This window comes from Variovorax sp. E3, assembly GCF_016082275.1.
GTDB lineage: Bacteria > Pseudomonadota > Gammaproteobacteria > Burkholderiales > Burkholderiaceae_C > Variovorax.
On the sequence record NZ_MOWM01000038.1, the window covers coordinates 1 to 11574 of the forward strand.

9 protein-coding genes and 2 pseudogenes are annotated in these 11574 nt (G+C 70.2%); 7 read left to right on the plus strand and 4 right to left on the minus strand.

Annotated features, from left to right (window positions below):
• Positions 1–60: 60 nt before the first annotated feature.
• Positions 61–1808 (minus strand): annotated as a pseudogene (locus BMG07_RS15570) (lysoplasmalogenase family protein).
• A gap of 94 nt (positions 1809–1902) precedes the next feature.
• Between BMG07_RS15570 and BMG07_RS15575 the strand changes: the two are divergent.
• The 7 genes and pseudogenes from BMG07_RS15575 (at position 1903) to BMG07_RS15600 (ending at position 9187) form a co-directional block, all read left to right on the plus strand.
• Positions 1903–2772, plus strand: a complete 870-nt coding sequence (locus BMG07_RS15575) for a UDP-2,3-diacylglucosamine diphosphatase (RefSeq protein WP_198085336.1) — start codon at positions 1903–1905, stop codon at positions 2770–2772.
• A gap of 113 nt (positions 2773–2885) precedes the next feature.
• The gene (locus tag BMG07_RS15580) at positions 2886–4079 is read left to right on the plus strand and encodes an acyl-CoA dehydrogenase family protein (protein WP_198085337.1); all 1194 of its coding nucleotides are present in this window, start codon (positions 2886–2888) and stop codon (positions 4077–4079) included.
• A gap of 12 nt (positions 4080–4091) precedes the next feature.
• Complete coding sequence (locus tag BMG07_RS15585; protein WP_307866979.1) at positions 4092–4844, plus strand: acyl-CoA dehydrogenase family protein; 753 nt, start codon at positions 4092–4094, stop codon at positions 4842–4844.
• Positions 4832–5230, plus strand: a complete 399-nt coding sequence (locus BMG07_RS44110; protein ID WP_307866980.1) for an acyl-CoA dehydrogenase family protein — start codon at positions 4832–4834, stop codon at positions 5228–5230. The genes BMG07_RS15585 and BMG07_RS44110 overlap by 13 nt, the downstream gene beginning before the upstream one ends.
• Before the next feature lie 53 nt (positions 5231–5283).
• Positions 5284–6422: pseudogene (locus tag BMG07_RS15590) on the plus strand (CaiB/BaiF CoA transferase family protein).
• A gap of 24 nt (positions 6423–6446) precedes the next feature.
• The gene (locus BMG07_RS15595) at positions 6447–8006 is read left to right on the plus strand and encodes a long-chain-fatty-acid--CoA ligase (protein WP_198085338.1); all 1560 of its coding nucleotides are present in this window, start codon (positions 6447–6449) and stop codon (positions 8004–8006) included.
• A gap of 32 nt (positions 8007–8038) precedes the next feature.
• The gene (locus BMG07_RS15600) at positions 8039–9187 is read left to right on the plus strand and encodes an acyl-CoA dehydrogenase family protein (protein ID WP_198085339.1); all 1149 of its coding nucleotides are present in this window, start codon (positions 8039–8041) and stop codon (positions 9185–9187) included.
• A gap of 9 nt (positions 9188–9196) precedes the next feature.
• Here the strand turns inward: BMG07_RS15600 and BMG07_RS15605 are convergent, their stop codons facing one another.
• The 3 genes from BMG07_RS15605 to BMG07_RS15615 all read right to left on the minus strand — a co-directional run bounded on the left by BMG07_RS15605 (position 9197) and on the right by BMG07_RS15615 (position 11452).
• Positions 9197–9574, minus strand: a complete 378-nt coding sequence (locus BMG07_RS15605) for a hypothetical protein (protein WP_198085340.1) — start codon at positions 9572–9574, stop codon at positions 9197–9199.
• Positions 9575–9671: 97 nt separating this feature from the next.
• Positions 9672–10421 (minus strand): AP2 domain-containing protein, encoded by a 750-nt coding sequence (locus BMG07_RS15610; protein WP_269759022.1) that lies wholly within the window; start codon positions 10419–10421, stop codon positions 9672–9674.
• Between the two features lie 140 nt (positions 10422–10561).
• Complete coding sequence (locus tag BMG07_RS15615) at positions 10562–11452, minus strand: AP2 domain-containing protein (RefSeq protein ID WP_269759023.1); 891 nt, start codon at positions 11450–11452, stop codon at positions 10562–10564.
• Between the last annotated feature and the right edge of the window lie 122 nt (positions 11453–11574).

Below are 11574 nucleotides of genomic sequence, written 5' to 3' on the forward strand. Positions count from 1 at the left end.
TGGATACGTCGCTTGCCCCCACCCCGGCCCTCCCCCGGAAGGGGAGGGAGACAGACAAAGTCAAACGCGGATTGCGGGCCGCGCGTGCCGCACGATCAATATCTGCGCGATGTAGTACGTGGCCAGCACCCACAGCGCCGCCAGCGGCAGCGGCGTCACGAACCGGTTCGTCGCCAGCAGCGAATCGCTCACCATGAAGACGCACGCGCCCACCGCCACCCATCGCGCGGCCGGGTCCGTATGGCGCAGCACGGCGGCGCGCCCGATGGCCTGCGCCGCCATGCAGGCGATCACCACCACATAGGCCGCGACCGGCGCCCGCAAGGCCACGGGCAGGCCACCCTGCCACAGGAACGCGTACATCGCCGCGCCGATCAGCAGCGTTGCCGCCAGCGCCCCGCGCCGCGGAAACAGCCCGACGCCGATGCGGAACAGCGCGATGTACGCCAGATGCGCGAGCAGGAAGCAGACCAGCCCGGGCACGAACAGCTTCGCCGGTCCCATCAGCATCACGTCGCCGCCGAGCGAGGCCACCAGCCCCGCCAGCAGCAGCCCGTCGAAGGTCGTCACGCCGCCGGCCGCCATGGCGCGCCGCGCCGCGAAGAAGATGGCGATGGCCAGCGCCAGCGGCTTGAAGACAGATGCAGCCAGTCGATGCCCAGCGCCGCGCTCGCCGTGGCCAGCGCCGCCGCCTCGATCAGCAGCACCTCGGTCACCGTCAGCCGCCCCTGCAGCACGCCGCCGATGGCCCAGAGGCTGGCCGTCAGCGCGGCCAGCCACACGGCCGCGCGCGGCAGCGGGATCACGTCGGAGAACCACAGGAAGAACGCCACGCCCGCCAGCATCAGCACGAACTGCACGCCCGCGAACCACTGCACGCCCGGGCTCACCTCGGGCTCGTAGCGCGTGACCTTGGCGATGTCGAAGGCCGGCTTGGGAAAGCGCGCCGTCACGTCCGCCGGCCGCCAGCCCGGCGGCTTGAGCCACACGCGCAGCTTGTCGGCCCAGCTGCGCGCATGCCACGAGTCCTTGGCCAGCGCCCAGTACACCTCGGCGTTGGCCCACAGCGGGTCCCAGCTGCGCAGCTCGCCGCGCGTGCCGTACACGCAGCGCTCGTCTTCCTCGCGGAAGGTGCCGAACAGGCGGTCCCACACGATCAGGATGCCGCCGTAGTTGCGGTCCAGGTAGTGGTCGTTCACCGCGTGGTGCACGCGGTGGTTCGACGGCGAGCAGAACCAGCGGTCGAACCAGCCCAGCTTGCCCACCTGCTCGGTATGTACCCAGAACTGGTAGAGCAGGTCGATGAGCGCCACTACCACGAACACCAGCGGCGGCACGCCCGCCAGCGCCATCGGCAGGTAGAAGAGCCAGCCGAACAGCGCGCCGCTGGAGGTCTGGCGCAGCGCGGTCGACAGGTTGTAGTGCTGGCTCTGGTGGTGCACCACGTGCGCCGCCCACAGCACCGCCGACTCGTGGCCCATGCGGTGCAGCCAGTAGTAGCACAGGTCGTAGAACACCAGCGCCAGCAGCCAGCCGTACCAGTTGGTCCAGAACTCGCGCGCGGCCTCTTGCGGAAAGAGCGCCACCGCCGAATACACGGACGTGTAGATGCCGATGCGCAGCAGCCCCGTGAGCACCGCGCTGATCTGGCTGAGCATGCCCAGGCCGATGCTGTTCACCGCGTCGGCCAGGCGGTAGGTGTCCTGCCCCGTGCCGCGGCGCGCGCGCACGCGGCCCACCACGAATTCGATCGCGATAAGAAGAAAGAAGACAGGGGTTGCAAGAACGATGATCTGGCCAGAGCGCATCGCGGGATTGTGGCGTTGCCCGGCGCCAACGCGTCACCGGGATGTCACGGGTGTGCCATCGCGCGGTCATCGGGCAGTGGGAGCCTACCCGTCCATGCAACGCGACGACGCTTTCATTCGCGCATGGCGCGACACCGCGACCCGGGCCCTCGACCCCGAGGACGAAGATCGCGCACGTCCACCCCTGCACTTCCGCACGCTGTGGATCTCCGACCTGCACCTGGGCACGCCCGGCTGCCAGGCGCGGGCGCTGCTCGACTTTCTCAAGCACACCGAGTGCGAGACGCTGTTCCTGGTCGGCGACATCATCGACGGCTGGCAGCTCAAGCGCCACTGGTACTGGCCGCAGGCGCACAACGACGTGATCCAGAAGCTGCTGCGCAAGGCGCGCAAGGGCACGCGCGTGATCTTCATCCCGGGCAACCACGACGAGTTCGCGCGCAAGTACCTGCACCACAACTTCGGCGGCATCGACGTGGCCGAGGAGTGGATCCACGAGACGGCCGACGGGCGCAAGCTCTGGATCATTCACGGCGACCTGTTCGACGGCGTCATCCAGTGCGCCAAGTGGCTGGCCTACGTGGGCGACTCGCTCTACGAGTTCACGCTCAAGCTCAACCGGCATCTCAACTCGCTGCGCGCGCGCATGGGGCTGCCGTACTGGTCGCTGTCCAAGTACCTCAAGGGCAAGGTCAAGCGCGCCGTGAGCTATGTGGGCGACTTCGAGGCCGCCGTGGCTCGCGAGGCCCGCAACCGCGGCGCGCAGGGCGTGGTGTGCGGCCACATCCACCATGCCGAGATGCGCGACATCGACGGCATCCTGTACTGCAACGACGGCGACTGGGTCGAAAGCCTCACGGCGCTGGCCGAGCACGCCGACGGCAAGCTGGAAATCATCGACTGGGCGCAGCACATGCCCGTGCCGGCCAAGTCGACGCCGGCGCGCGAAGCCATCGCGGCCTGAACCGCGACATGGGGGCGCCGGGGCCCGCCCGGCCGCGTTCTTCGTCCGAACCGACGATGCCGTCCGGGACGCAGGCCTCACACTGGCCGTTGTACTCCCGAGAGACAACACCCATGGCCTGGACCCTTACCGCCGCGGAGACCGCGTTCCGTGACGAGGTGCGCGACTTTCTCGCGCGCGAACTGACGCCCGACCTGCGCCGTGCGGGCCGCCGATGCGCCGGCATCTTCAGCGACTACGACGAAGCCAACCGCTGGCACCGCATCCTCGCCACGCGCGGCTGGAGCGTGCCGCACTGGCCGGTCGAACACGGCGGCACCGGCTGGACGCCGATGCAGCACTACATTTTTTCGAGCGAGCTGGCCGCGGCCGACGCGCCCCAGCGCGCACCCATGGGGCCCGGCATGGTGGCGCCGGTGATCATCGCCTTCGGCACCGGGGCGCAGAAGCGCCGCTGGCTGCCCGGCATCGCCTCGGGCGAGGACTACTGGTGCCAGGGCTACTCGGAGCCGCAGGCGGGCTCCGACCTCGCGTCGCTGCAGTGCAAGGCGGTGCGGGACGGCGCGCACTACGTCATCAACGGCTCCAAGATCTGGACCACGCACGCGCAGTACGCCAACCGCATGTTCTGCCTCGTGCGCACCGCCTCGGGCGGCAAGCCGCAGCAGGGCATCAGCTTCCTGTGCTTCGACCTGCCGGCGCAGGGCGTCACCATCCGCCCGATCGTCAGCATCTCGGGCGACCACGAGTTCAACGAGGTGTTCTTCGACGACGTGCGCGTGCCGGCCGACGGGCTCATCGGCGAAGAGAACCAGGGCTGGACCATTGCCAAGTACCTGCTGCAGCACGAGCGCGGCGGCGCGTGGGCGCCGATGCTGCGCGCGCGGCTGCGCCGGCTGACCGCGGCGGCCGGGGTGGCGTTTGCCTCGCCGGGCCACGAAGACGAGGCCGACGGCATGGCGCTGCGGCTGGCCGAAATGGACTGCGCCATCGACGCGGTCGAAGCCACCGAGCTGCAGTCGCTGCGCGCGCAGGCACGCGGCGAGCCGGTGGGCATCCGCCCGTCGATGGGCAAGGTGCTGGGCTCCGAGTTGCGTCAGCGCCTGACCGAGCTGGGCGTGGAAATCGCCGGCCACCACGCCGCCGCCAACCTGCCGCTGGACGACGGCCTGCAAGGCGACATGCCGATTCCCGAAGAGGCCGTGTTCTCGGTGTCCGCCTACCTCAACGACCGCGCCGCTTCCATCTACGCCGGTTCCAACGAGGTGCAGCGCAACATCGTCGCGAGCCACCTGCTGGCCCGCTGATGGCTATTCGCCATGAACAGCTTCACCGAACAAGACAACAGCCTGTCGATGGTGTGCGACAGCCTGGCGCGCTACCTCGAGGGCCAGCACGGCTTCGAGCAGCGCCTGCACGCACTGACCCATGCCGACCACGCCGCGCCGCCTTTCTGGCGCGGCCTTTCGCGCGAACTCGACCTGCTGGCCGTGGCGCTGCCCGAATCGCAGGGCGGCTTCGGCGGCGGCATGGCTGCGCACCTCGCGGTCATGCGGGTGCTGGGCGACGCGCTGGCGGCCGAGCCGTACCTCTCGACGATGGTGATCGGCGCCGGCCTGCTGGCGCGCCACCCCGGCGCGCTGGCCGACGACCTGCTGGCGCGCATCGTGGGCGGGGAGGCCGTGCTGGCCTTTGCGCACAGCGAACCCGGCAGCCGATATGACCCGTCCGACGTGACGACGCAGCTCGTGCGCGAAGGCGACGGCTTCCGGCTCGACGGGCACAAGGCCGTGGTGCAGGCCGCGCCCTGGGCCAGCCACCTCGTCGTGAGCGCGCGCGGCGGCGCGGGGCTCTCGCTGCTCGTCGTGCGACCGACACGCCGGGCCTGCGCCTGCGCGCCTACCCGACGCGCGACGGCGGCCGCGCCGCCGACATCGCCTTCGACAACGTGCGCGTGCCGGCCGGCGCACTGCTCGGCACCGAAGGCGGCGCGCTGCCGCAGATCGAGCAGGCGCTCGACGAGGCCACGCTCGCCGTCTGCGCGGAATCCATCGGCGTCATGCGCCGCCTGATGCGCGACACGCTCGACCACGTGCGCCAGCGCAAGCAGTTCGGCGTGCCCATCGCCAGCTTCCAGGTGCTGCAGCACCGGCTCGCCGACATGCACATGGCGCTGGAGCAGGCCGACGCCCTCACCGCGAGCGTGGGCGAGGCCGTCGACGGCGCCACGCCCAGCGCGCGCGCGCGTGCCGTGTCGTCCGCCAAGGTCGCGGTCGCCAAGGCCTGCCGCGCGGTGGGGCAGGGCGCGGTGCAGATGCACGGCGGCATGGGCATGACGGAAGAGCTGGCCATCGGCCACTACTTTCGCCGCGCCACCCTCATCGAGCACCAGTTCGGCCCGCCCGCGTGGCACCTGCGCCGCGTGGCGCGGTTGCGCGCCGCCGTTCCCGTCACCTGAACACGCCGCATTCGTCGCTTTCGACGATGCAGCGGCGCCGCCCCCGCGCCAAGATGGCGCCACGCAACAGGAGACAAGCCATGGCAGGCCCACTGCAGGGACTACGCGTGATCGAGATGGCGGGCATCGGCCCCGGGCCGTTCTGCGCGATGCTGTTCGCCGACATGGGCGCGGAGGTGCTGCGCATCGCGCGGCCCGGCACGCGCGCCAATTCGCACGACATCCTCGCGCGCGGCCGCAGCACGCTGCAGGTCGACCTGCGCGCGGAAGGCGCGGCGCAGCCGGTGCTCGACGCCATCGAAAAGGCCGACGTGCTCATCGAAGGCTTTCGCCCCGGCGTGATGGAGCGCCTGGGCCTGGGCCCGGCGCAGTGCCATGCGCGCAACCCGCGCCTGGTCTACGGCCGCATGACCGGCTGGGGCCAGCACGGCCCGCTCGCGCACGCGGCCGGCCACGACATCAACTACATCGCCATCAGCGGCGCGCTGCATGCCATCGGCCGTGCCGGCGAGCCGCCCGTGCCGCCGCTGAACTACGTGGGCGACTTCGGCGGCGGCGCCATGCTGCTGGCCTTCGGCATCCTGGCCGCGCTGCACGAGGCCAGGCGCTCGGGGCAGGGCCAGGTGGTCGATGCGGCCATGACCGACGGCGCGGCGCTGCTGTCGGCCATGATGTACGGCTTCAAGTCGGCCGGCCAGTGGAGCAACCAGCGCGGCGAGAACATGCTCGACGGCGGCGCGCACTTCTACGACACCTACGCCTGCGCCGACGGCAAGTACGTGGCCGTGGGCGCCATCGAGCCTCAGTTCTATGCCCTCATGCGCGAGCGCTGCGGCATCGCCGACGACCCGGCCTTCGACGCGCAGATGGACGCCGACCGCTGGCCGCTGCTCAAGCTGCGCATGGCGACGTGTTCCGCACCCGCACGCGCGACGAGTGGTGCGTGCTGCTCGAAGGCAGCGACGCCTGCTTCGCCCCCGTGCTCGACTGGGACGAGGCCCCCGTGCATCCGCACAACGTGGCGCGCGGCACTTTTGCCGACGTGGGCGGCGTGGTGCAGCCCGCGCCCGCGCCGCGCTTCAGCCGCACCGCGCCCGTGGTGCCGCCGGCCACCGCGCACGACGACGGCCCGACCGTGCTGCGCCGCTGGGGCGTGCCGGCGGAAGCCATCGCGCCGCTGTGCGCCTCCTGACAAGAACCGGAGAACGGAGACCCCATGTTCCTCACCCAACCCCTGCACAAGGGCCGGCGCGAAAAAGGCAAGGCCACCGCCGTGGTCTGCGGCGGCAAGCGGCTCGACTTCGCGGAGTTCACCGGCCGCGTTTCGCGCCTGGGCGCCGTGCTGCGGCAGCTCGGCATGCAGCCCGGCGACCGGGTCGGCATGATGAGCCTCAACTCGCACCGCTTCGTCGAATACTTCTTCGGCACGTGGTGGGGCGGCGGCGTCATCAACCCCGTCAACATCCGCTGGAACCCGAAGGAGGTCGCGTATTCGCTCGACGACTGCGACACCCGCATCCTGCTGGTGGACGACGTCTTCGCGCCCATGGCGGCCGAGCTGCGCAAGCTCTCGAAGTCGCTGCGCACCGTGGTCTATTGCGGCGACGGCGCCGTGCCCGAAGGCATGCTCGGCTACGAAGCCTTGCTCGCCGCCGCCGAGCCGATCGACGACGCGCCGCACACCAGCGACGAGCTGGCCGCCGTCATGTACACGGGCGGCACCACCGGCCAGCCCAAGGGCGTGATGCTCACGCACGGCAGCCTGTGCATCAACGCGCTGGGCTCGGTGGCCGCCTTGCCGCGCGACACGCACGACGCCGCCGCCATCGTCGCGGCGCCCATGTTCCACGTGGCCGGCTGCGGCGTCGCGCTGCAGGGCCTGATGCGGCTGGTGCCCGTGCACGTGGTGCCGGTGTTCGACGAACTGGCCGTGCTGCAGACCTTGCAGTCGGCGCGCATCACCGAGATGTTCCTGGTGCCGACCATGATCAAGCGCGTGATCGAGCATCCGCGCTTCGCGGAGTTCGATCTGTCGAACCTGCGCCTGCTGTCCTACGGCGCGGCGCCCATCGACGCGGCGCTGCTCGACCAGGCCATGCGCGCGTTTCCCGGCACCGCCTTCGCGCAGGTCTACGGCATGACCGAGCTGTCGCCCGTGGTCACCGCGCTGCCTTCGCACTGCCACTTGCCGGGCCCCGACCGCGAGCGCTTGCTGCGCTCGGCCGGCACGCCGATTTCGATTGCCGAGGTGCGCATCGTCGACGGCGACGACCGCGAGGTGCCCGCCGGCCAGGTCGGCGAGATCGTCGCGCGCGGGCCCATGGTCATGAAGGGCTACTGGAACAAACCCAGGGAAACCGAGGCCGCGTTGCGCGGCGGCTGGATGCACACCGGCGACGGCGGCTACATGGACGAACAGGGCTTCGTCTTCGTGGTCGACCGCATGAAGGACATGATCGTGAGCGGCGGCGAGAACGTGTACTCGGCCGAGGTCGAGAACGCCATCGCGCAACTGCCGCAGGTGGCGATGTCCGCCGTCATCGGCGTGCCCGACGACAAGTGGGGCGAGCGCGTGCACGCGGTGATCGTTCGGCGCGAGGGCATGGCGCTGGAGGCCGAAGCCGTCATCGCGCATTGCCGCGAGCAGATCGCCGGCTACAAGTGCCCGCGCAGCGTGGAGTTTCGCGACGCGCTGCCGCTCTCGGCCGCCGGCAAGCTGCAGAAGTTCCAGCTGCGCGAGCCCTTCTGGGCCGGCAGGAGCCGCCGCGTCGGCTGACTCCAGAAAAAAAACATTCAAGGAAGACAAGCATGCCCATCGATTTCCGACGCTCCTGGAGCGACGAAGACCTCGACCTGTACCGCGACAACGTGGTGCGCTTCATCGAGACCGAAATGCGCCCGCACGACGAAGAGGCCCGCAAGCGCGGCCACGTCGGCCACGAGATCTGGCGCAAGGCCGGCGCGCTCGGCCTGCTGTGCGCCGACATCCCCGAAGAATTCGGCGGCGGCGGCGGCGACTTCCGCCACGAAGCCGTGTTCTATGAAGAGTGCGCGCGGCGCGGCCTGAGCGGCATGAGCACGTCGGTGCATGCCATCGTGGCGCACTACTTTTTGAACCACGGCACCGACGAACAGAAGCGCCACTACCTGCCGCGCATGGCGCGCGGCGAGCTGGTCGGCGCCATCGCCATGACCGAGCCCGGCGCCGGCTCCGACCTGCAGGGCGTGCGCACCCGCGCCGAGAAGAAGGACGGCGCCTACCTCATCAACGGTTCCAAGACCTTCATCACCAACGGCTTCCTCGCGGGCGTGGTGCTGGTGGTGTGCAAGACCGACCCGGCGCAGGGCGCCAAGGGCACGTCGATCCTCATCGTCGAGACCGAGGGCTGCCAGGGCTTTCGCGTGGGCCGCGTGCTCGACAAGATCGGCATGAAGGCGCAGGACACCTCGGAGCTGTTCTTCGACGACGTGCGCGTGCCGGCCGACGCGCTGCTGGGCGGCGTGGAAGGGCAGGGCTTTTTCCAGCTGATGAGCGACCTGCCCTACGAGCGCACCATCATCGGCCTGAGCGCGCTCGCCACCATGGAAGGCGCCTACGAAGCCACGCTCGAGTACGTGCGCGACCGCAAGGCCTTCGGCAAGCCGATCGCGGAGTTCCAGAACACCAAGTTCAAGCTGGCCGAGATCGCCACGCAGATCAAGGTGGGGCGCGCTTTCATCGACCGCTGCGTCGAAGACCTGGTGGCCGGCAAGCTCGACACCGCCACCGCCTCGATGGCCAAGCTCTGGGGCTCGGAAACGCAGGGCCGCGTGGTCGACGAATGCCTGCAGCTGTTCGGCGGCTACGGCTTCATGAGCGAATACATGGTGGCGCGCATGTACGCCGACGGGCGCGTGCAGCGCATCTACGGCGGCACCAACGAGATCATGAAAGAGGTGATCTCGCGGGCGCTCTGACCTGCTGCGCTACGACAGCCGCCGTATCTCGGCCCGCGCGATCTCTCGGTGCGGATGCGAGGGCGAGATGCCGATGAAGGCCGTGTATTTTTCGCGCGCCGCCTCGGTGTGGCCCGCGTCTTCCAGCGCCAGCGCCTCCATCGTGAACTGCGTGAAGAGCCGGCCCGCGTCGGCCTCCTTCGGCGAGGCTGCGAGCGACTTCGGCGCGAGCTCGGGCTGTTCCTCGTAGATGAGGCGCTGCACCTCGATCACCTCGATCAGCGCGCGGCCGATGCGCTCGATGTTCTCGCGCACGGGCGCCAGGTCGTTCGAGCGGACCTCGGCCGCGGCCTGGTCCAGCAGGTGGGAGGCCACCCGCAGCAACTGGTGAAGCGACTTGAGCGTCATGGCCGCGCGGTCCCGTGGCGTGCCATGCGGGCCGCGGCGGGCGAGCGGGGGCTGGCGGACTTCGCCGCGTGGGCGAAGCCGTGTCTGTCTTGCGTCATCAGTGGCCCGGCTTTGCGCCGTCCTGGTGGCGCAGCTTGTCGGCGAGCTGCCTCGCGCGCTCCGCGATCGCCAGGCGCTTGGCCATGTCGTGGCCGTGTTCCTTCACCGAGAAGGCCTTGCTCGTGCTGCCCTTGCCGGTGGTGTAGGTGATGGCCAGCCAGTAGCCGGGGTGGCTGGGGCCGGGCGTCTTGTAGTGCACGCCGCTCACGCCGCTGGTGTTGTTGCGCCGCGTGATCTCCGACTTCGAGCGCTTGGCCGATCGCGGCCCCGGCGACGGGGCCGACTGGCCGGTGCGGATCGCTTCCTCGGCCGGATGCAGCCGCGCCAGGCCCGCCATGCGCTCCAGCTGCTGCGCGCGCTCGCGGATCGCCAGCGCATGCGCCGCGTCGCCCAGGTGGTCGACGATGAAGTCGGTGCGAAGGATCTCGCCCTGCCCGATGTAGGTCTTGGCCATCCAGGCCCGCACCCGGCCGCCGGCCGAGAGCTGGTGGAACACGCCCGGCACGCCGGTGCTGTTGTTGGCGCGGAGTTTTTCGGCCCGCTCGCGCCGCGTCGGGGGCGGCATGCTGCGCACGATCTCGTCGCGCCAGTCCTGTGCCTGGAGCAGCGCCTGCTCGGCACCGCCGTAGCTGGCCTTGCCGAACTGCTTGTAGTGCCTCACGCCGTTGCGCACGATAGAGACTTCGAACCCCCAGGGCCTGGCGCAAATGCCGTACATGGCGGCCGAATTGGGGATACCTTTGGGCATGCTCGACGTGTTGCTGCTTTTCCGGGCGCAGCGGCTGCTGATTGCGGGCTCTGCGAACCGCGTGGCGCTCGCCGGCGCACGCGTTTCCCCGCTATTCTGGCCGAACCGGCATGCCCGGCCCGCGCCTGGACACGAAAGCCTCACAGGAGCGCCTGCCTTGCCTCTGTCGCGCCGGCGCCCGCCGCGCCGTGGGGGCGCAGGTCCTGCCGCAGGTCTTGCCGCACCTCTTGGCGGAAGGGGATGGGGGGAATGGTCGTGCCGGTGTGGGTGCCGGTGGCGACATCGGTGCCGGCGCTGGTACGGGTGCCGCCCGACAGCTTGGCTTCGAGCTGGCGCTCGCGTTCCGCGATGGCCAGCAGCTTGGCGCCGTCGGGCCCGTGTTCCTTGATCGAGAAGGCCTTGCTCACGCTGCCCTTGCCCGCCGTGTAGGTGATGGCCAGCCAGTAGCCCGGATGGCCGACATTCGGCGCCTTGAAGTGGACACCGCTCACGCCGCTGGAATTGGTGCTGCGCTTGATTTCGGACTTCGAACGCTTGGGCGACAGCAGCTCGGCCGGGAGCGCGGTCTTGCTCTTGCGGATCGATTCCTCGGCCGGGTGCAGCCTGGCCAGGCCCGCCATGCGCTCCAGCTGCCGGCCCCGTTCCTCGATGGCCAGCGCCTGCGCGTCGCCGCCCGCGGCATCGACCGGAAAGTCGGTGCGCAGGATCTCGTTCTCGCCGAGGTAGGTCTTGGCCACCCAGGCCCGCACCCGGCCGCCGGACGCCACCTGGCAGAAAACGCCCGACACGCCGGTGGTGTTGTTGACCCGGAGCTTCTCGGCCCGCGTGCGCCGCGCCACCGGCGGAAAGCTGCGCACGATCTCGTCGCGCCAGGCCTGCGCCTGGAGCAGCGCCTGCTCCTCGCTGCCGTAGCTGGCGCGGCCGAACTGCTTGTAGAAGCGGTTGCCGTTGCGCACGATCGACACCTCGAACCCCCAGGCGCGCGGAGCGATGCCGTACATGGGGGCCGGGTTGGGGATTCCTTTGGGCATGCTGGCGTCCGCTCGTGGCGTTCTCTGTTTCGGTGGCTCCCTGCGCAGCCGTCTGATTCGGCTGGGCATGGCTCTTCCGCAGCCGCGACGGCGCGCTGGCGGGCGCAATCGCGATAGTTGGA

Bases quoted from the DNA above. Each gene is read 5' to 3' on its own strand.
- BMG07_RS15575 (WP_198085336.1), top strand. From the start codon at position 1,903: ATGCAACGCGACGACGCTTTCATTCGCGCATGGCGCGACACCGCGACC.
- BMG07_RS15580 (WP_198085337.1), top strand. From the start codon at position 2,886: ATGGCCTGGACCCTTACCGCCGCGGAGACCGCGTTCCGTGACGAGGTG.
- BMG07_RS15585 (WP_307866979.1), top strand. From the start codon at position 4,092: ATGAACAGCTTCACCGAACAAGACAACAGCCTGTCGATGGTGTGCGAC.
- BMG07_RS44110 (WP_307866980.1), top strand. From the start codon at position 4,832: ATGCGCCGCCTGATGCGCGACACGCTCGACCACGTGCGCCAGCGCAAG.
- BMG07_RS15595 (WP_198085338.1), top strand. From the start codon at position 6,447: ATGTTCCTCACCCAACCCCTGCACAAGGGCCGGCGCGAAAAAGGCAAG.
- BMG07_RS15600 (WP_198085339.1), top strand. From the start codon at position 8,039: ATGCCCATCGATTTCCGACGCTCCTGGAGCGACGAAGACCTCGACCTG.
- BMG07_RS15605 (WP_198085340.1), bottom strand. From the start codon at position 9,574: ATGACGCTCAAGTCGCTTCACCAGTTGCTGCGGGTGGCCTCCCACCTG.
- BMG07_RS15610 (WP_269759022.1), bottom strand. From the start codon at position 10,421: ATGCCCAAAGGTATCCCCAATTCGGCCGCCATGTACGGCATTTGCGCC.
- BMG07_RS15615 (WP_269759023.1), bottom strand. From the start codon at position 11,452: ATGCCCAAAGGAATCCCCAACCCGGCCCCCATGTACGGCATCGCTCCG.